General features: G+C 64.3%; 17 protein-coding genes and 1 pseudogene. 8 read left to right on the forward strand and 10 right to left on the reverse strand.

Going from position 1 to position 18,049, the window contains the following annotated elements; all coding sequences use genetic code 11:
* Positions 1-103 precede the first annotated feature (103 nt).
* Positions 104-913, forward strand: a complete 810-nt coding sequence (locus ACYG9Y_RS00550) for an AraC family transcriptional regulator (RefSeq protein WP_023737530.1) — start codon at positions 104-106, stop codon at positions 911-913.
* Between the two features lie 22 nt (positions 914-935).
* Here ACYG9Y_RS00550 and ACYG9Y_RS00555 read toward each other — a convergent pair.
* From ACYG9Y_RS00555 to ACYG9Y_RS00565, 3 genes and pseudogenes are all read right to left on the reverse strand, one after another.
* Positions 936-2,727 (reverse strand): annotated as a pseudogene (locus tag ACYG9Y_RS00555) (cation:proton antiporter domain-containing protein).
* A 184-nt stretch (positions 2,728-2,911) separates the two neighbouring features.
* Positions 2,912-3,364, reverse strand: a complete 453-nt coding sequence (locus ACYG9Y_RS00560; RefSeq protein ID WP_023737531.1) for a baeRF12 domain-containing protein — start codon at positions 3,362-3,364, stop codon at positions 2,912-2,914.
* Between the two features lie 166 nt (positions 3,365-3,530).
* The gene (locus ACYG9Y_RS00565; RefSeq protein ID WP_156929730.1) at positions 3,531-3,785 is read right to left on the reverse strand and encodes a hypothetical protein; all 255 of its coding nucleotides are present in this window, start codon (positions 3,783-3,785) and stop codon (positions 3,531-3,533) included.
* On the opposite strand from ACYG9Y_RS00565, the gene cysG reads away from it, so the two are divergent.
* The 5 genes from cysG (at position 3,784) to ACYG9Y_RS00590 (ending at position 8,620) form a co-directional block, all read left to right on the forward strand.
* Positions 3,784-5,235 carry a siroheme synthase CysG gene (gene cysG, locus ACYG9Y_RS00570; protein ID WP_023704213.1) on the forward strand — a complete coding sequence of 484 codons (1,452 nt, stop codon included), beginning with the start codon at positions 3,784-3,786 and terminating at the stop codon, positions 5,233-5,235. The two genes, ACYG9Y_RS00565 and cysG, sit on opposite strands and share 2 nt — an antisense overlap.
* The gene (locus ACYG9Y_RS00575) at positions 5,232-5,525 is read left to right on the forward strand and encodes a DUF2849 domain-containing protein (RefSeq protein ID WP_023737532.1); all 294 of its coding nucleotides are present in this window, start codon (positions 5,232-5,234) and stop codon (positions 5,523-5,525) included. Before cysG ends, ACYG9Y_RS00575 begins: the two co-directional genes overlap by 4 nt.
* 35 nt (positions 5,526-5,560) lie before the next feature.
* A complete protein-coding gene (locus ACYG9Y_RS00580) occupies positions 5,561-7,231 on the forward strand; it encodes a nitrite/sulfite reductase (protein WP_023683051.1) in 1,671 nt (556 codons plus the stop codon).
* Positions 7,206-7,970 carry a phosphoadenylyl-sulfate reductase gene (locus tag ACYG9Y_RS00585; RefSeq protein ID WP_023691979.1) on the forward strand — a complete coding sequence of 255 codons (765 nt, stop codon included), beginning with the start codon at positions 7,206-7,208 and terminating at the stop codon, positions 7,968-7,970. The genes ACYG9Y_RS00580 and ACYG9Y_RS00585 overlap by 26 nt, the downstream gene beginning before the upstream one ends.
* Before the next feature lie 116 nt (positions 7,971-8,086).
* Complete coding sequence (locus ACYG9Y_RS00590) at positions 8,087-8,620, forward strand: DUF934 domain-containing protein (RefSeq protein ID WP_023691978.1); 534 nt, start codon at positions 8,087-8,089, stop codon at positions 8,618-8,620.
* A gap of 320 nt (positions 8,621-8,940) precedes the next feature.
* Here the strand turns inward: ACYG9Y_RS00590 and ACYG9Y_RS00595 are convergent, their stop codons facing one another.
* Together ACYG9Y_RS00595 and ACYG9Y_RS00600 are read right to left on the reverse strand one after the other, a co-directional pair.
* Positions 8,941-9,963 (reverse strand): fatty acid desaturase, encoded by a 1,023-nt coding sequence (locus ACYG9Y_RS00595; protein WP_023691976.1) that lies wholly within the window; start codon positions 9,961-9,963, stop codon positions 8,941-8,943.
* An 84-nt stretch (positions 9,964-10,047) separates the two neighbouring features.
* Positions 10,048-10,248, reverse strand: coding sequence for a hypothetical protein (locus tag ACYG9Y_RS00600; protein ID WP_023669766.1), 201 nt, complete (start codon positions 10,246-10,248; stop codon positions 10,048-10,050).
* Between the two features lie 258 nt (positions 10,249-10,506).
* Between ACYG9Y_RS00600 and grpE the strand changes: the two genes are divergently transcribed.
* Positions 10,507-11,136 (forward strand): nucleotide exchange factor GrpE, encoded by a 630-nt coding sequence (gene grpE, locus ACYG9Y_RS00605; protein WP_023737533.1) that lies wholly within the window; start codon positions 10,507-10,509, stop codon positions 11,134-11,136.
* Positions 11,137-11,295: 159 nt separating this feature from the next.
* Complete coding sequence (locus ACYG9Y_RS00610; protein WP_023737534.1) at positions 11,296-11,928, forward strand: trimeric intracellular cation channel family protein; 633 nt, start codon at positions 11,296-11,298, stop codon at positions 11,926-11,928.
* Between the two features lie 86 nt (positions 11,929-12,014).
* Here ACYG9Y_RS00610 and olsB read toward each other — a convergent pair whose 3' ends face one another.
* The 5 genes from olsB to ACYG9Y_RS00635 all read right to left on the reverse strand — a co-directional run bounded on the left by olsB (position 12,015) and on the right by ACYG9Y_RS00635 (position 18,035).
* The gene (gene olsB / locus ACYG9Y_RS00615) at positions 12,015-12,890 is read right to left on the reverse strand and encodes a l-ornithine N(alpha)-acyltransferase (protein WP_023683057.1); all 876 of its coding nucleotides are present in this window, start codon (positions 12,888-12,890) and stop codon (positions 12,015-12,017) included.
* A 276-nt stretch (positions 12,891-13,166) separates the two neighbouring features.
* Positions 13,167-15,455, reverse strand: coding sequence for a response regulator (locus ACYG9Y_RS00620; protein WP_023737535.1), 2,289 nt, complete (start codon positions 15,453-15,455; stop codon positions 13,167-13,169).
* A gap of 142 nt (positions 15,456-15,597) precedes the next feature.
* The gene (gene acuI, locus ACYG9Y_RS00625; RefSeq protein WP_023737536.1) at positions 15,598-16,587 is read right to left on the reverse strand and encodes an acrylyl-CoA reductase (NADPH); all 990 of its coding nucleotides are present in this window, start codon (positions 16,585-16,587) and stop codon (positions 15,598-15,600) included.
* Positions 16,588-16,692: 105 nt separating this feature from the next.
* Positions 16,693-17,181 carry a signal peptidase II gene (gene lspA, locus ACYG9Y_RS00630; RefSeq protein WP_023669760.1) on the reverse strand — a complete coding sequence of 163 codons (489 nt, stop codon included), beginning with the start codon at positions 17,179-17,181 and terminating at the stop codon, positions 16,693-16,695.
* Positions 17,178-18,035, reverse strand: coding sequence for a TrmH family RNA methyltransferase (locus ACYG9Y_RS00635; RefSeq protein ID WP_023683061.1), 858 nt, complete (start codon positions 18,033-18,035; stop codon positions 17,178-17,180). The genes lspA and ACYG9Y_RS00635 overlap by 4 nt, the downstream gene beginning before the upstream one ends.
* Positions 18,036-18,049 lie beyond the last annotated feature (14 nt).

Consider the following 18,049-nt stretch of genomic DNA (forward strand, 5'->3'; position numbering starts at 1 on the left):
CTCCTGCCGGTTTGTGAAATGCCAGCCACGAACCAGAGCTTATCGACTTCCCGGATCAAAGAATTTAGCTATCATGGCGAATAGTCGCTAAAAGCCGTCAATCATGAGACAGCCTCTCCGCTACCCCTGGGTCAATTTCGACGTCGATGATGTGATCGCTCCTGCAATTGCGGTTCGCGTCGATGTCACCGAAACCAAAGCGGAAGTGGCTGCCCATTGGCATCGGAAGGGCCAGCTCGTCTTCGCGCTCGGCGGTGGCGTCACCTGCCGCGTGCCCAGCGGTCTGTGGATGGTGCCGCCGCATTGCGGGGTGTGGATTCCCGGTGGCATGGAACACAGCAATATCGCGACGGCCAATGCGCGGATTTTCTTCGTCTATATCGAGCCGGGAGCCGCCGATCTGCCGGACCGGTGCTGCACGCTGTCGATCTCGCCGCTGCTGCGCGAACTGATCGTCGAGCTGGCCGATCGCGTGGAGGAGGATGAGGCGAGGGACGGGCTCCTGACCACGATCCTGCTCTCCGAACTGCCGCGCATGCCGGTCCAGCAGCTGCATCTGCCGATCTCCGCCGAGCCGCGCTTGCGGCGGATCGCCGATGCGTTGGCGCAAGACCCTGCCGACCGCAGCACGCTTGCCGAGTGGGCCAGTCGCGTCGCGCTCTCAGATAGCAGTCTCGCCCGTCTTGTGGTGAAGGAGACCGGACTGAGCTTCGGCCGCTGGCGCCAGCAATTGCACCTGATCGTCGCCATACGGGAGCTGGCCTCCGGTGCGAGCGTCCAGCAGGTTTCGGGCGATCTCGGCTACGCCTCCGTCACCGCCTTCATTACCATGTTCAAGAAAGCGCTCGGCAAGCCGCCGGCAAAGTATCTCGCCAGCGTCGCGCATAATGGCGGCTCCGCCTTCGTGGCGTGATCAACGCGCCTGTGGGCAAGCCTCAGGCCGGGGAGGGCTCAATGGCTTCGGGGCGCGGCATCGGCTTTTGCTCCAGCACTTCTTGCACGATGCCGCGGGCGATCTCGCGTTCGCCCATGATGACGGTGTCGGCGCCGAGCCCCTTCAGATGCTCCACCTCGGCGTCGGAATGGGCCCGCGCGATGACGTTGATGCCGGGGTTGGCTGCGCGTGCCCGGAGCACAATCTGCCCGGCCTCGAAGGCGTTGGGTATGGCAAGGATCAATCGCCTGGCGCCCTGCGGATTGGCGGCGGCGAATACACCTGCATTGGCCGCGTTGCCGGAGACGATTTCGACGCCGTCGTCTCTCAGCCTCGCCAGCGTCTTGTCGGCGTCCTCGATGACCAGGAAGGACAGCGATGCCTGTTTCAGCGCCGCACCTACCAGGCTGCCGACGCGGCCGTAGCCGATCAGGATTGGTGTGGCCCGAAAGCGTTGTGCGTGGCGGTGGGCCATCCTCTTTTGCCGCGGCGGCCACCGAGGCCACTTGTCCGGGCTGCGTCGCCGGGCCGACCGGCTTGGCCTCTTCCGGTGGTGCTGCCTTGGCGGCACGCGCGTCCAGCCATGGCTTCATCCAGTCGAGGGCGAGGAACATCAGCGGATTGACCAGGATCGACAGGATGGCGCCTGCCAGGATCAGGTCGCGTCCCTGTTGCGGCAACAGCTTCAGCCCGACGCCGAGCTCCGCCAGGATGAAGGAGAATTCGCCGATCTGCGCGAGGCTGGCCGAGATCATCAAGGCGGTTCCCAGCGGATAGCGGAAGGCGATGACGATGACGAAGGCGGCCAGCGACTTGCCGATGACGATGATGGCCAGCGTCGCCAGGATCGGCCAGCCATTGCTCATCAGGCTGAACGGATCGAACAGCATGCCGACCGAGACGAAGAACAGCACCGAGAAGGCGTCGCGCAGCGGCAGCGATTCCTCCGCCGCGCGGTGGCTGAGCTCGGATTCGCTCATGATCATGCCGGCGAAGAAGGCGCCAAGCGCCAGCGAGACGCCGAACAGTTTGGCGGCGCCGTATGCGACGCCGAGCGCGATCGCCAGCACCGCCAGCCGGAACAGTTCGCGCGAGCCGGTATGGGCGACGTAATGCAGGATCCACGGAATGACCCGGCGGCCGACCACCAGCATGACGATGACGAAGGCGGCGACCTTGGCGAGCGTGAGGCCGACGACGCCCCAGATGCCGTAGCTGGCCGGCAGCGACAAAAGGCTCGCATGGTCATCGACCTGCGGCTGGCCGCCGAGCACGCCGGCCAACGCCGGCAAAAGCACCAGCGCCAGCACCATGGCGAGGTCCTCGACGATCAGCCAGCCGACGGCGATGCGGCCGCGCTCGGTCTCGATCAGCCGTCGCTCCTGCAACGCGCGCAACAGCACCACTGTGGACGCGACGGAAAGCGCCAGGCCGAAGACCAGGCCGGCGCCCATCGACCAGCCGAGCATCCAGGCAAGGCCGGCGCCCAGCGCGGTGGCAAAGCCGATCTGGACGATGGCGCCGGGTACGGCGATGGCGCGGACGGAGAGAAGGTCCTTCAGCGAGAAATGCAGGCCGACGCCGAACATGAGCAGGATGACGCCGATTTCGGCCAACTCATTGGCAAGGCCGGCATCGGCGACGAAACCCGGCGTGTTCGGTCCGACCAGCACGCCGGCGACGAGATAGCCGACCAGCGGCGGGATGCGAAAACGGTTGGCGAGCGCCCCGAAGATGAATGCCAGCCCCAGACCGGCGACGATGGTGGCGATAAGGGGCGTGTCATGCGGCATTGTCTATGGAGCGCCTTTCGGGAAATGTCGGGTGTGCGCCGCCCGCAGCCGCCGCCTTTGCAATATGGTGGAGGGGGTGCGGGCGACGCAACCCGCGAGACGTAAATTGGTGGCCAGAGGCGCCGAAAAACGAAAGGCGCGCGCAGCGAAAACGCTGCGCGCGCGAATGATCTATGAGATAGCGTCAGGCTGCCTGCTGCAGCATGGCCTCGATGTCGATCAGCGGGCGGTTGGTCAGTGTCTTTGGGATCTCCGCCTGCACCTTGTCGGTGACTTCCTTGTGCAATTTCTTGCGCATGGTGCCGAGCACCAGCGGCGGCGCGACCAGCACGATGTCGTCGAAGATGCCGTGATGGGCGAGCTTGTAGAGCCGGTCCGCGATCTCTTCGGCAAAGTGTTCCTTGCCCTGCCGGTGCCAGTCGGTTTCCTCAACCGCGCTGCGATGCACGGAGGGGCCGTCATTGTAGCGGCCGGGACTGTCGCTGCCTTGTTCGCGCGTTGCCGGATTGTCCTGTTTCATCTCCTGGAAGAGCTGCAGGTTCGGATAGAGATTGTCGCCCTCGTTCTTCAGGAACAGCGCTTTCTCGCCATCGGCCACCATGACCAGAAGGCCATGTTTCAGGTTGATCTTGCTCATTTGCGGGCTCCTGTTTGAAGGTTCAAATCCAGCCGACGATTGTCTGTTACGGCAGGGGCAGAACGCGTGGCGAAGCGGGAACGTTCCACTTCGTTCGCCGAGATCGCACGCAGCCATACCAAGCCCGATCTATCGTCTATCGGAGCAATGTCCGAGGTGACGGCTTTTAATCTACTAGATTGGTAGAATTTAGAAAAAATAATTTTGCAGCTTGGCCGGTTCCCGGATAAAAGAGCCGCAGAACAAAGTCTGCGGCAGCAGCTTGAATCCGCCTGATATGCGGATGTGGAATATTTTTCTCTTGGCCCTTTGGCTTGCGGAAAACCGATTGCCTCCCGTCAGGGGATGCGCGAGTGGGTTCCTTCAGCTTTTTCGCGTCCGCGCCTAAAACTGCCGAATTGTTCTGGAATCTGTTCGTCATGCCGCACACCAATCCCAAGCTCACCGCGTTCCCGGTCTTCATGCGGGTCGAAGGCGAAGCCGTGGCCATCGTCGGCGGCGGAGGCGAAGCGTTGGCCAAGGCGCGGCTACTTGATCAGTCGAGTGCTGTGCTTCGCATCATTGCCGATGTTGCCGACGCCGAATTGCTGAGCTTCATCGCCACGACCGGCGCCATCCGTATCGACGCCCCCTACGACGCCGCGCATCTCGAAGGCGCGGTCCTGGTGTTTGCCGCCAGCGGCGACGAGACGCTCGACCGCCGCGTCGCCCACGATGCGCGCCGCCTTGGCATTCCGGTCAATGCCGTCGACCGGCCGGAGCTATGCGATTTCTTCACCCCGGCGCTGGTCAACCGCGCCCCGGTCGCCATCGCCATCGGCACGGAAGGCGCGGGTCCGGTGCTGGCGCAGATGCTGCGCAGCCGCATCGACCGCATGCTGTCGCCGTCGCTCGGGCCGCTGGCAGCGCTTGCCGCCTCGTTCCGGGGTGCCGCCGAAAAGCTGCTGCCGAAAGGCAACGCCCGCCGCCAGTTCTGGAGCAGTTTTTTCCAGGGTGCACCGGCGCGCGCCGTCGAAGCCGGCGAGCTTTCGCAGGCGCATGACGCCGCCGCCGATCTGTTGCTGTCGAAGGCTCCGGCTTCGGGCCATATCGCGTTGGTTGGCGCCGGGCCAGGTGCTGAGGATCTTCTGACGCTGCGCGCGCATCGGCTTTTGATGGAAGCCGACGTCATCGTCTATGACGCGCTGGTGCCGGAGGCGATCGTCGCCATGGGCCGCCGCGACGCCGAGCGGCTGCCGGTCGGAAAACGCAAGGGATGCCACACCAAGAGCCAGGCCGAGATCAATGCGCTGCTGGTCGATCTCGGCAGGCAGGGCAAGCGCGTCGTGCGGCTGAAGTCGGGCGACCCGCTGGTGTTCGGCCGCGCCGGCGAGGAGATGGCCGCACTGCGCGATGCCGGCATCGCCTATGATGTCGTTCCCGGGGTCACCGCCGCCTTTGCCGCCGCCGCCGATTTCGAGCTGCCGCTGACGCTGCGCGGCGTCTCCTCGTCGATGGTGTTCACCACCGGCCATGATCTGAAGGGCAATTCGCTGCCGGATTGGGCCAAGCTCGCCATTTCCGGCGCCACCGTAGCCGTCTATATGGGCCGCTCGGTCGCCGCCGAAGTCGCCGGACGGCTGATCGAGGCCGGCCTGTCGCCGGACACGGCGGTTGCCGTGGTCGAGAATGCCAGCTTGCAGAACCGCCGCCGTTTCCACGGCACACTGGCCGATTTGCCGTCGCTGGAAGAGCGCGCCGATCTGGCCGGTCCGGTGATGACCATCATCGGCGACGCGGTTGCCGGCGCCAACTTTGAACGTTCCGAGCCGCTCGCGGCACATAACTATGAGGGCGCCGCCAACGCGGCCGACGCAGAGGTCGAGCCATGAAGATACTGACCGCAAACCGCCTCTCCGACGGCATCGCCGTCTGGTATGCCGATGGCGGCTGGGCCGAGACGGTCGACCATGCCGACCTTGCCCATGACCAAGCGGCAGAGGACAGGCTGGAAGCAATCGGCGCCAAGGCCAACGCCAACAATCAGGTTGTCGACGTGAATCTGATCGACGCTGAAGTCGTCAATGGCGTCGTCGTGCCGGTGCGGCTGCGCGAAAAGATCCGCGCCGCCGGCCCGACCATCCGGGAAGATCTGGGCAAGCAGGCTGCGCGGGCAGCTTAACAAAATACGGGCGGACGCGCCCTGAAAGACGAAACATGTACCGCTACGATGAGTTCGACCACGATTTTGTCCAGGCCCGCGTCGCCGAGTTCAGCGACCAGGTCGAACGCCGCCTGTCCGGCGAGATCACCGAGGATCAGTTCCGGCCGCTGCGGCTGATGAACGGCGTCTACCTGCAGCTGCACGCCTACATGCTGCGCATCGCGGTGCCCTATGGCACGCTGAACAGCGCGCAACTGCGCATGCTCGGCCACATCGCGCGCAAATACGACAAGGGCTACGGCCACTTCACCACGCGCCAGAACATCCAGTTCAACTGGCCGGCGCTGTCCGACATTCCGGCGATCCTGGCCGATCTCGCCAGCGTCGAGATGCATGCCATCCAGACCAGCGGCAATTGCATCCGCAACGTCACCGCCGACCATTTCGCCGGCGCCGCCGCCGACGAGGTCGCCGATCCGCGCCCCTATGCCGAGATCCTGCGGCAATGGTCGTCTGTGCATCCGGAATTCTCGTTCCTGCCGCGCAAGTTCAAGATCGCGGTGACCGGGGCCGAGCGCGACCGCGCCGCCATCCAGACGCATGATATCGGTCTGCATCTGAAGAAGAACGCCGCCGGCGAGCTCGGCTTTGCCGTCTATGTCGGTGGCGGCCAGGGCCGCACGCCGATGGTGGCGCGCAAGATCCGCGACTTCCTGCCGGAAGCCGACCTGCTTTCCTACTGCACGGCGATCCTGCGCGTGTACAACCTCTATGGCCGCCGCGACAACAAGTACAAGGCGCGCATCAAGATCCTCGTCCACGAGACAGGCGTCGAGGAAATCACCCGCCAGGTCGAGGCCGAATGGCAGGAGCTGAAGGACGCCGAGCTGAAGCTGCCGGAAGCCGACATCCGTGCCATCGACGCCTATTTCGCGCCGCCGGCACTGACCGCCCGGCCGGAAGGCGACGCGGCGATCAAGCTGGCGCGGCTCGATTCCAAAAGCTTCTCGGATTGGCTCGACCAGAATGTCGTGACGCATCGCCATCCTGACTATGCCGCGGTGACGATCTCGCTGAAAGGCATCGGCGAGGTGCCGGGCGATGCCACCGACAGCCAGATGGAAGCGGTCGCCGACATCGCCGAGAAATACGCGTTCGACGAACTGCGCGTCAGCCATGAGCAGAACCTGATCCTGCCGCATGTGGCGCGCGCCGATCTCAAGGCTGTCTATGATGCGCTGGTCGATATTGGTCTGGCGACGGCCAATTCCAACCTGATTAGCGATATTATCGCGTGCCCTGGCCTCGACTATTGCGCGCTGGCGACGGCGCGCTCGATCCCGATCGCGCAGGAGATTTCGCTTCGCTTCGCCTCGCTGGAGCGGCAGCGCGAGATCGGCGAATTGAAGCTGAAGATTTCCGGCTGCATCAATGCCTGCGGCCACCACCATGTCGGCCATATCGGTATCCTCGGCGTCGAGAAGAAGGGCTCCGAGCTCTACCAGGTGACGCTTGGCGGATCGGCCGACGAGAACACCTCGGTTGGCGAAATCATCGGCCGCGGCTTCTCTTCGGAAGAGATCACCGACGCCATCGAGCAGATCGTCGACACCTATCTCGGCCTTCGGCTCGGTCCCAGTGAACGTTTTATCGACGCCTACCGCCGTGTCGGTCCCGCGCCGTTCAAGGAGGCGCTCTATGCTGGCGAAACCAAGGCCGCTTGACCGCATCCTCGACGTCGACGACAGCATCGCCGCCAAAGCGGCGGGCTTCGACGCGCTGTATGGACATCTGAGCCCGCTCGACATCATCGAACGCGCGGCGAGCGAATTGTTTCATGACGAGATCGCCGCCGTGTCGTCCTTCGGCGCGGATTCCGCCGTCCTGCTGCATATGATCGCCAAGGTCGACCGCACGCTGCCGGTCATCTTCCTGGACACCGGCAAGCATTTCGAAGAGACGCTGGGCTACCGCGATGCGCTGGTCGCCGATTTCGGGCTGACCAACATCAGGGTGATCAAGCCCGAAGACGCAGCGCTCGAACGGGTCGATCCGACCGGCAATCTGCACCAGAGCAACACCGATGCCTGCTGCGACGTGCGCAAGGTCGAGCCGCTGGCGCGCGGCGTCGCCCCCTTCCGGGCCTGGCTGACCGGCCGCAAGCGCTTCCAGGCGGCGACGCGAGCCGCGCTGCCGGTGTTCGAGGCGGTCGGCCCGCGCGTACGCATCAATCCGCTGGCGCACTGGACGACATCCGATCAGGCCGACTACATGCGCGCGCATGCGCTGCGCGAAAATCCGCTGGTTGCGTACGGCTATCTGTCGATCGGCTGCTTCCCATGCACGCAGCCGGTGCAGCCGGGCGAAGATGCGCGCAGCGGACGCTGGGCCGGTCATGCCAAGACCGAGTGCGGCATCCATCTGTCGGGACTGGAAGTGTCGCTGACCGACGCATCCCTTTAAGCTATGGTGATATTCAGGTGAGGTTGGCCTGCAACGGCGGCTTCCGCCCGGAGGCCGCCGGTTTCGTGTGGACCGGCTTTCGCGGACTTCGATTTTGGGGCTTTTAGGAATTTTCGATGACTGAACCGACGACAGCGGAGACCCGCCTCTGGACCCGGACGGGTTTTCGCGAGGACGAGTGGACACATGCCGAAAGTGCGGATGCACTGGCGGGCAATGGCCGCTTCATCCTGCCGTTGCAGGCATTTCTCGGCCTCGATGCCGAAGTGCGGCGCTCGGCCAAGGAGCGGCTTGGCGTCGCGCTGCAGCCCGGCGACCAGCTGGAAAAGATTGTGGATCTGCTCGACCAGCTGTCGCTGGTGGCGCTGGCCTTCCCGGCCTTCAGCGACGGCCGCTCGTTTTCCAAGGGCGAATTGCTGCGCAGCCGCTACCATTTCGAGGGCGCGGTCCGCGCCACTGGCCAGGTGCTCGTCGACCAGCTGCCGCATATGCTGCGCCTCGGCTTCGACGAGTTCGAAATCTCCAACCCGGTTCTGCTGAAGCGCCTCGAAGAAGGCCGCACAGGCGGGCTGGGCCTTTACTATCAGCCGACCGAAGCGTCGGAGCCGAAGGGGCCGAAATACTCCTGGCGGCGCGTTCGCAACATCTGACGCAGCGGTAATTTCGCCTGTCTTTACAAAGACTGTGATCGGGCCTTCTCCTGGCTGTCCGGACGGAAAATATCCGCCGGGCGCGAGGGAGGAATCGGCGCTCATCGGCGGCAACACCAATGCACCGTCCATCATGATCGCCGAAAAGGCGCCTGACATGATCAGGGCTGCAAGGTCTGGATGCGCGAGGAGCGCAAGGCTGCCTGAGCCGGTTTTTGGAAGATGCCGCCGCGCCTTCGGTGCGGCGGTTTTTTTCTTTCTCTTACGGCATTCCCAAGCGAAAGCCCGGAAAACCGCCTCACACTTTGCTGGAATTGCTTTTAGGCCAAGGCCCGCGCTTCGCGAAACGAGATCAGCTTGCGGCGGTTCTCGTCCCACAACGCCAGCTTGACGCAGCGCAGGCTGTCGAGAAGCGTGACGCGGCCGATGCCGCGCAGTTCGGGATAGTCGCGCAGCACTTCCTGCAGCCGGTAGCCCGGCACCTTGGCCGAGAGATGGTGCACGTGATGGACGCCGATATTGCCGGTGAACCAGTTCAGCACCGGCGGCAAATCATAATAGGACGAGCCGTGCAGGGCGGCACGCTGGAATTCCCACTCTTCGTCCTTCGCCCATTCCGTCTCCTCGAACTGGTGCTGGACGTAGAACAGCCAGATTCCGGCCGATCCGGCCAGGATCACGATCGGCAAATGGACGATCAGGAAAGCGCCGGGGCCGACCAGCCAGATAAGCAGCGCTGCCGCGACCGCGATGCCGAGATTGGTGGTCATCGACGACACCCAGGGCGTCAGGCCGCCGCGCATCATGCCGACCGGCAGCCTCTGCTCGAAGATGAACAGCCAGATCGGGCCAAGGCCGAACATCACCAGGGGATGGCGGTAGAGACGATAGGCAAGGCGTCCCCGCCAAGACAGCTGCCGGTATTCAGCAACCGTCAACGTCCTGATATCGCCCATGCCGCGCTCGTCAAGATTGCCGGCGCTGGCGTGATGGGTGGCGTGCGCGCGCCGCCAGCAATCGTAAGGGGTCAGCGTCAGCACGCCGAGCGCGCGGCCGATCCAGTCGTCGGCAGTGCGGTTGGCGAAGAAGGAGCCGTGGCCGCAATCGTGCTGGATCATGAAGATCCGCACCAGAAAACCGGCGGCGGGAAGGATCAGGATCAAGCCCCACCAGTGGCCATAGGAATAGGCTGCCGAAGACAGCGCCCACAGCGTAACGAAAGGAATAAGGGTGATGGCGAGTTCAAGAGTGCTGCGTCGCCGGTCGGGCTTCTTGTAGCGCGCCAGGATCTTCAACCAGGCGCGCTTGCTGTTGGCGGCCGTCTCGGGGGAAATCATGTTCATCAGGAAGCATAGGCGGGGCGTCCCGCTGCCGCAAGGAAAAGCTCACGCAAAATTACTGCGCGTAATTGTCGCGCGATAGCATCGCTATTGACGGCGTTGGCCGCCGGCCATGCTGGCTTCTATGCCGTCCAGCCGGTCGAGCAGGTCCCGGAAACGGGCGGGAATGTCGGCCTCGGTGCGGAAGGCCGGCAAGGTGCGCAAGAAGCGCGTCGTCGCCTCGGTGCCGAACTGGCGCCTGATGTCGGCGGCGAGCTCTTCGCTTCTGTTGCCAGTATTGCGGTCCATTGTCTCAAATCCTGTGTCGGTTTCAAAACTCCTCCAAGCTTTGAATGGTTCCCCATAGCGGGGTATTGGCAAGCAAAGGCTGCCGTTACGGTAAAGTTTGAATTAATTTTGAACGTCCTTGCGCCCCGCACCAAGTCCGACGGGCAGCCCGCAACATTGCCTGCTGTGGGCGTCCTCCTGGGCTTGCCCCTTGATTTTTGGCCGCCAAACCTCGATATCGGGCGCAAATCCAAACCATTCGAATGACGGGAAATGGCGATGAGCGACCAGACAAAAGACGAACGCGCGCCCGAGGATATCGAAACGGCCGGGGCCGAGCGCACGCAAGGCGGCATCGACGGCGACTATGAAGCGCTGGTGCGGTTGCTGAAGGAAAACGAGGAGCTGAAGGACCGCGCGCTGCGCGTCGCAGCCGAGATGGAGAATCTGCGCCGCCGCACCGCCCGCGACGTGCATGATGCGCGCGCCTATGCGGTGGCCAATTTCGCCCGCGACATGCTGTCGGTGTCGGACAATCTGCGCCGCGCGCTCGATGCTATCCCCGCCGAGGCGAAAGCGGCCGGAGATGCCGGCTTCAAGGCGCTGATCGACGGCGTCGAGATCACCGAGCGCGCCATGCTGTCGACGCTGGAACGGCATGGGGTGAAGAAGCTTGAGCCGGAAGGTGAGAAGTTCGACCCGAATTTCCACCAGGCGATGTTCGAAGTGCCCAATCCCGATGTGCCGGCCAACACCGTCGTCCAGGTCGTGCAGCCGGGCTATTCGATCGGCGAGCGCGTGCTGCGGCCGGCCATGGTCGGGGTCGCCAAGGGCGGCCCCAAGATCGCGGCCACCGAAGCGCCGGTCGAGCCGGGGCCGGTGAACGAGCAGGCCGAGAAGGATGCGTGAGTAGGGTAGGCAGTAGGGAATAGGGAAGAGGGAATAGGGAAGAGGGAATAGGGAAGAGGGAATAGGGAAGAGGGAAGAGGGAATAGGCAGGCGTATCAATCGCGCGGCTTCGTGTTATTCATACTTTCCCTAATTCCCAATCCCTACTACCTCATGTCCCTGACACCCATCGACCTCCTCGACTATGCCGGCGTCGCCGTCTTTGCCGCGACCGGGGCGTTGGCGGCTTCGCGCAAGCAGCTCGACATTATCGGCTTCCTGTTTCTGGCCAGCGTCACCGGCATTGGCGGCGGCACGCTTCGCGACGTCATCCTCAACCTGCCCGTCTTTTGGGTCGCCAACTCCGGCTATGTGCTGGTTTGCGCGGCGGTTGCGGTGCTGGTTTTCTTCATCGCTCACCGCGTCGAATCCCGCTGGAAATGGCTGCTCTGGCTCGACGCCATCGGATTGGCGGCCTTTTCCATAATGGGCGCGGCCAAGGGGCTGGCCATCACCGGCTCGCCGGTCGTCTCCGTTGTTATGGGCGTGCTGACCGCTACGTTCGGCGGCATCCTGCGCGATCTGCTGGCCGGCGAGCCATCGGTGCTGCTCAGGCCCGAAATCTACGTCACCGCCGCACTCGCGGGCGCCGGCCTCTACACACTTGGCGATCTCGCCGGCCTGCCGCCGCTGGCCTCGGATGTCGCCGGCTTCGCCGCGGCTTTCCTGGTGCGCGGCGGCGCGCTGAAATTCGGCTGGACCTTTCCGTCCTACAAGAGCCGCCCGGGACGGCGACCGGAGGATATTCCATAGGGAGAGGGATTAGTGAGTAGGGAATAGTCGGTAGTCAGCAATTCGCGGCAGCCTTCACTACTGCCTACTGCCTACTGCCTACTGCCTCACGCCGCAAAGCGCTGCGCTTCCCCGCCATAATAGTTGACGTAGCGGGCGCCGATTTCCTTGACCGGCATCACCACGAACACATCGACGGTGGAGAACTCACGGTCGATGACGCAGCCGTCGCCGATGCGGGCGCCGACGCGCAGATAGCCCTTGACCAACGGCGGCATGGCCGCAATCGCCGCCTTGGCGTTGACCGCCTCGATCGGCATCAGGTCCATCGAGCAATAGCGCCCGGAGACCGCCCGCACATCCCAGGCGGAGTTGGTCCGGCAGTGATGGGCAAGGTAGGTGAGCGCCTCGGCATGCGCAGCCGGCACCGTGCCAGGGAACGAGGCACAACCGGTCATCACGCCGATCTCATAGTGGTTGATGTAGGCCCAGATGCCTTGCCACAGCGCCTCGATGGTGCGCTTCGAGCGGTATTCCGGCAGCACGCAGGAGCGGCCGAGCTCAAGGAAGCGCTGGCCGGGATGGCGGGCGATCAGCTTGGTCAGCTCGAACTCGCCTTCGGAATAGAAGCCGCCGGCGGTCGCGGCAATCTCTTGCCGCAGCAGGCGGTAAGTGCCGACGATGCGGCGATGCTCGGGGCCGGAGATCGAAGTGTCCAGCACGAGGAGATGGTCGCACAGCGGGTCGAAGCGGTCGGCGTCGCGCCGGTCCTGCGCCTGGAACAGGTCCTTCCTGGCGCCAAGCTCGTCATAAAACACCCGGTAGCGCACTTCCTGCGCGGCGGCGATCTCGGCCTCATTGCGGGCAAGCCGCACTTCGAGATTGCCGATACGGCCCAGCGGTGCGCCTGTTGCGACGGCATCGGCGTTCCGCGCGGCGAGCAAAGCGCCGCCTGCGCTGGGCCGAGTGTCACATTCCGGCATAACTGTGTGCACGAGTGATTCTCCTTCGAGCCATCCCTCTTGGCACGGGGATACGGTGTAGGTGCAACAGGATTGTGACAGTACCGTGATACGGCGCGACGGGCAATACTTCGTCGGCTGGCGAAAACCCTCATTCGGCTACCTACGTGACGCGAGGATTGCGCCAATGTCGCCTTGAAGCGCGTCGCGCTGGGACAATTCACGCGACCCGCTTCAAGTCTTTGTTTTGTGCATGTCGTCTTCTCAAAACCGGGGCCATTTTTGAGCGACATGAATTCAGGCGGCCACCTGGCCCTCGACGGCATGGACCAGCGCGTCGGGATCGAGCGGCTTGGTGACAAAGCCGCTGGCGCCATGGGCGAGCACGGTGTGGCGGGTCTTTTCCTGGCTGTCGGCCGAAAGCACCATGATCGGAACCGGCGGCACAGCCATTTCCTCCTCGTGGCGGCGGATGGCGGCGATCGCGTCCAGCCCGTCCATGACCGGCATGTGTAAATCCATCAGCACCACATCGAAGCGATTTTTCAGCCCGGCCTCGGTCACCGCCTCGACCGCGGCCTTGCCATTGCCGACCACTTTCACGCGATGTCCCGCCTTCAAAAGCGTGGCGCGGGCAAGCATGGCGTTGATGTCGTTGTCTTCGGCGATCAGCACCGACAAACCTTGCTGGCGCCCGCCATGGGCACGAAGCGAGGACGCGCGGGTCTTTTCCGGCTTGGGCGGCGGCAAGGCAGGGGCATGACTGGTCAGCAGCACGCGCAGCAGGGTTTCGCCGCGCACCGGCCTCGCCAGGAAGGTGGCGTAGCCGCTGGTGCGGAATTCGCCAAGCATGCCGCGGTCGGTCGGCGCGATCAGCGTGATCGCCTCGCAATCGGCAAAGCCACTCTGGCGCAGGCGCTTGAGCAGTCTGCCGTCGCCGTCCTCCAGGGCCGCGTCGATCAACAGCACATCGCAATGTTCGCCGAAGGGCGTCGCCTGGGAAGCGGTTGCGGCGACGTCGACGGCGCCGCCATGGGCGCGGATGGTGCGGGCGATGGCGTCGGCCTCGACGGCGTTCTTCGACACGATCACGGCGCGCCGGCCGGCCAGGATGTTCTGCCGGCTCTGCGGTGCTTCGGTTGCTCCTGCCGCCGGGATCTCGAAGACGAATTCCGATCCCTCGCCAAGCCGGCTCGACACCGAAATGGCACCGCCCATGGCGGCGACCAGGCGCCTCGATATGGCCAGACCGAGGCCGGCGCCGCCATGGGTGCGGGTCGAGGTGCCGTCGGACTGTTCGAACTCCTCGAAGATGCGCTCCATATCCTCTTCGCGCAGGCCAGGGCCGGTGTCGGCGACGGTGAAGCAGATGCGCTCGCTGGTCTCGGTGCGGGCCCGTGCAACCGAAACCAGCACGCCGCCGGTGTCGGTGAACTTGATCGCATTGCCGATCAGGTTGAGCAGCACCTGCCTGACTCTTCCCGGATCGGCCATGATCATCTGTGGCACGTCGGGCTCGACATGACAGCCGAGGCCGATGTTCTTGGCGAAGGCTTTCGCCGCCATCAGTTCGATGATGTTGTCGGCAATTTCACGCAACGATGTCGGCTGCGGTTCCGGGTCGAAGCGGCCGGCCTCGATCTTGGAATAGTCGAGCAGGTCTTCGATGAGCGCCAAAAGCGCGCTGGCCGAGGTCGAGATGGCGCCGACATAGGTGCGCTGCTCGGGCGACAGATTGGTGTCAGCCAGAAGCTTGGCCATGCCCATGATGCCGTTCATCGGCGTGCGGATCTCATGGCTGACGGTGGCGAGGAAGCGCGACTTGGCCTGGCTGGCATATTCGGCGCGCTCGCGCGCGGTGATCAGCGAGGATTCGGCGCGTTTGCGCGCGGTGATGTCGCGGGCAATCGCCCGGTGCGAGACGGCGCCGCTATCCTTGTCGCGTACCGACAGTTCGATCCACGAGAACCAGCGCGGACCGTTCGGGGTGCGTATGGAGACGTCGGTGGAACTCAGGCATTCATGATCGGAAAAGGCGGCGTCGGGGACGATGCCGACATCGATGCCGTGTTCGGCGAGGGTCCTCCCGGCAAGGTCGCGTTGGTCGGTTCCGACGAGGCTGGCGAAAACCTTGTTGGCGTAGACGATGTGGCCGTCGCGGTCGCGGTGGACGACGAGATCGCCGAGCGCATCGATCAGCCCGCGAAAACGCTCCTCGCTCTCCTGCATCTCCCACATGCGGTCGGCCAGCGTCTCGATCTCGGCGCGGCTGCGGGCCGCGGTTTCGTCGAGCAAGGCCGCCGCGCGGCGGACGGTGCGCCGGCTGCGCAGGTGCATGGCGACGCCGGCAAGGCCTGTCGCCAGCAAGCCAAGGGTGATGAAGATCGGAGCGCCGGTGAGGTGGGAGAGGCCCGCCAGCACGACACTGGCGACCACCGTCAGGAACGGCAGGCCCTCGGACGTGGCGCGCGGCAAATCCGGCGCCAGAGGCGGCGGCGCAACACGCTGCCGCTTCGCCGTCGCCGGACTCGGCCCGTCGACGCTTTCGGCACGGCTCTTCTCTTTCCTGGCGGACTCCGCGATCATGCGGAACTCCTTGCCAGATAGAGATTATGGAAAAGCGCGGCGGATCGTTCGAATTTTAGCGGTCATGCATTTTTGGCGGTTTTCCGCATCGCCTGATCTTTTCCGAAACCTGATTCCCTTTCGGGATCATGCTTCGGGAGCCTCACATATCGACAACCACGCGGCCCCTGATCTTGCCCTCGACGATGTCATGGGCGGCGGTGATGATGCCGTCGAAGCCGATGGTCGTCGACAGGCCGGCGAGCTTCTTGAGATCAAGATCGCTGCCGATGCGGCGCCAGGCTTCCAGCCGCACAGCCTTTGGCGCCGTCACTGAATCGATGCCGAGCAGCGAGACGCCGCGCAGGATGAAAGGGGCGACGCTCGACGGCAGATCCATGCCACTCGCCAGGCCGCAGGCGGCGACCGCGCCGCCATAGGCGGTCATCGACAGCACATTGGCCAGCGTGTGGCTGCCGACGGCATCGATGCCGCCGGCCCAGCGCTCCTTGGCCAGCGGCTTGGCCGGCTGGGAGAGTTCCTCGCGCGAAATCACTTCGGCGGCACCGAGGTCGATCAGATAGGAGCTTTCGGCGTTGCGGCCGGTCGAGGCGATGACGTGATAGCCAAGGCTGGACAGGATCGAGACCGCGACCGACCCAACGCCGCCGGCTGCACCCGTCACCACCACCGGGCCGCGATCCGGCAGGATGCCGTGCCGCTCCAGCGCCATGACGCTAAGCATGGCCGTATAGCCGGCGGTGCCGACCGCCATCGCATCGTGCGCGCTGATGCCGTCGGGCAACGGCACCAGCCAGTCGCCGTTGACGCGCGCGCGCCCGGCATAGGCGCCGAAATGCGTCTCGCCGACGCCCCAGCCATTGAGGATGACCTTGTCGCCCTTGCGCCAGTCGGCATGCGATGAGGAGAGGACGGTTCCGGCGAAATCGATGCCCGGCACCAGCGGCCAGCGGCGGATCACTGGCGCTTTCCCAGTGATGGCCAGCCCGTCCTTGTAGTTGACCGTCGTCGCCTCGACCGCGACAGTTACGTCGCCTTCCATCAGATCGGCTTCGCCGAAATCGACGATCTCGACCGATTGCTTCTTTTCGGCGTCGCGCGAAACGAGGATGGCTTTGAAGGTTTCAGGCATCTCTTCTCCTCGGCTTCGCAAAGGCTGGCGGTCGGCATTGGCTGGCTCTGGCCGAACTGTGCGGCGACCGTCCGGCGAGGTCAATTGGTCAAAAGAGTCGGGCCGTCAGGCTTCTGGGCCTTGCGGCTTGGCCTCGCGCCGCCAGCCGATGAACTCGTCGAAGACGACCAGCGCCGCGCCGACCGAAATGAAGGCATCGGCAAGGTTGAAGACGGCGAAGGACCATACCGGCGTGTGGAACAATATATAGTCGATGACGTGGCCGTAGACGGCGCGGTCGATCAGATTGCCGATCGCGCCGCCGATGATCAGGGCAAAGCCGATGCGGGCCAGCACATGGCCGGAGGGCGTGCGCGTCGCCAGATAAAGCACGAAGGCAACGACCACGACCGCGATGACGACCAGGCCGGTGTCGCCGAAGGACGAGAACATCGAGAAGGCGATGCCGGTATTGTAGGTGCGAAACAGCGCCAGGAATGGCACCAGGTCGAGCTTTTCCTGGAAGACGAGGCCGGTCTCGATCAGATGCTTTATCCACTGGTCGAGCGCGATTGCCACCACCACCAGCAGCGCATAGGGAGACCATGATTTCACGATGTGGCGTCCTCGGGGGCAAGTTTCAGCGCGCCGCGCCGGATCTCGAACAGCATGATTCCGGTGGCGACCGCCAAATTGAGTGAATCGGCGCGGCCGGCCTGCGGAATCCGCAGCAGCCGGTCGCAGCTTTCCGCCAGATTGTCGGGCAGGCCCTGCTGCTCATTGCCCATCATCAAGAGCACCGGTCCTCGGGAGAAATCGACCGAGCGGTAGTCGACCGCACCCTTCAGATGGGTGCCGACCACCAGGCCCGAGAAGCTGTTTCGCCAAGCCAGAAATGCTTCCGGCGTCGCCTTGGTCACCGGCACGGCGAAGATCGAGCCCATGGTGGCGCGCACGGTCTCGACAGAAAAAGGATCGGTAGTCTCGCCGACCAGGATGACGCCCTTGGCGCCGACGGCATCGACGGTGCGGATGACGGTGCCGAGATTGCCGGGATCGCGCACCCGGTCGAGCGCCACCCAGACGTCGCCGTCGTGAGCGCGGATGTCTCTTAGCGGCAGCAGTTTTTGCCGGAAGACGCCGACCACCATTTGCGGATTGTCACGGCGGGTGATGGCGACCAGCACTTTTTCGGACACTTCGAGCACGGTGCCGCCGGCGGCAACCGTGCGCGCCGCCACCTTTTCGACCGCCGCATTGCCGCGTCCGGCCTTGGCGAAAACCAGCGTCCTGATCGACCAGCCGAGGTCGAGGGCGTCGATGACCAGCTTCAGCCCTTCGGCCATGAAGGCGTTCTGCTGGTCGCGGAATTTCTTCTGGGCGAGCGCCTTGATGTCCTTGATCAGCGGATTGGCAAGGCTGGTGACTTCCTTGACCTGCCCGGGCGCACCTGCGTGCCGCTCATTCATTCGGGACTCCCGGG

Source organism: Mesorhizobium sp. W050, assembly GCF_054719535.1.

Excerpts from the sequence above, each read along its gene's own strand:
- olsB (WP_023683057.1), bottom strand. The coding sequence starts at position 12,890 with ATGCCGGAATGTGACACTCGGCCCAGCGCAGGCGGCGCTTTGCTCGCC.
- ACYG9Y_RS00550 (WP_023737530.1), top strand. The coding sequence starts at position 104 with ATGAGACAGCCTCTCCGCTACCCCTGGGTCAATTTCGACGTCGATGAT.
- ACYG9Y_RS00580 (WP_023683051.1), top strand. The coding sequence starts at position 5,561 with ATGTACCGCTACGATGAGTTCGACCACGATTTTGTCCAGGCCCGCGTC.
- ACYG9Y_RS00585 (WP_023691979.1), top strand. The coding sequence starts at position 7,206 with ATGCTGGCGAAACCAAGGCCGCTTGACCGCATCCTCGACGTCGACGAC.
- ACYG9Y_RS00635 (WP_023683061.1), bottom strand. The coding sequence starts at position 18,035 with ATGAATGAGCGGCACGCAGGTGCGCCCGGGCAGGTCAAGGAAGTCACC.
- ACYG9Y_RS00560 (WP_023737531.1), bottom strand. The coding sequence starts at position 3,364 with ATGAGCAAGATCAACCTGAAACATGGCCTTCTGGTCATGGTGGCCGAT.
- ACYG9Y_RS00620 (WP_023737535.1), bottom strand. The coding sequence starts at position 15,455 with ATGATCGCGGAGTCCGCCAGGAAAGAGAAGAGCCGTGCCGAAAGCGTC.
- ACYG9Y_RS00575 (WP_023737532.1), top strand. The coding sequence starts at position 5,232 with ATGAAGATACTGACCGCAAACCGCCTCTCCGACGGCATCGCCGTCTGG.
- ACYG9Y_RS00595 (WP_023691976.1), bottom strand. The coding sequence starts at position 9,963 with ATGAACATGATTTCCCCCGAGACGGCCGCCAACAGCAAGCGCGCCTGG.
- ACYG9Y_RS00565 (WP_156929730.1), bottom strand. The coding sequence starts at position 3,785 with ATGACGAACAGATTCCAGAACAATTCGGCAGTTTTAGGCGCGGACGCG.
- acuI (WP_023737536.1), bottom strand. The coding sequence starts at position 16,587 with ATGCCTGAAACCTTCAAAGCCATCCTCGTTTCGCGCGACGCCGAAAAG.
- ACYG9Y_RS00600 (WP_023669766.1), bottom strand. The coding sequence starts at position 10,248 with ATGGACCGCAATACTGGCAACAGAAGCGAAGAGCTCGCCGCCGACATC.
- grpE (WP_023737533.1), top strand. The coding sequence starts at position 10,507 with ATGAGCGACCAGACAAAAGACGAACGCGCGCCCGAGGATATCGAAACG.
- ACYG9Y_RS00590 (WP_023691978.1), top strand. The coding sequence starts at position 8,087 with ATGACTGAACCGACGACAGCGGAGACCCGCCTCTGGACCCGGACGGGT.
- cysG (WP_023704213.1), top strand. The coding sequence starts at position 3,784 with ATGCCGCACACCAATCCCAAGCTCACCGCGTTCCCGGTCTTCATGCGG.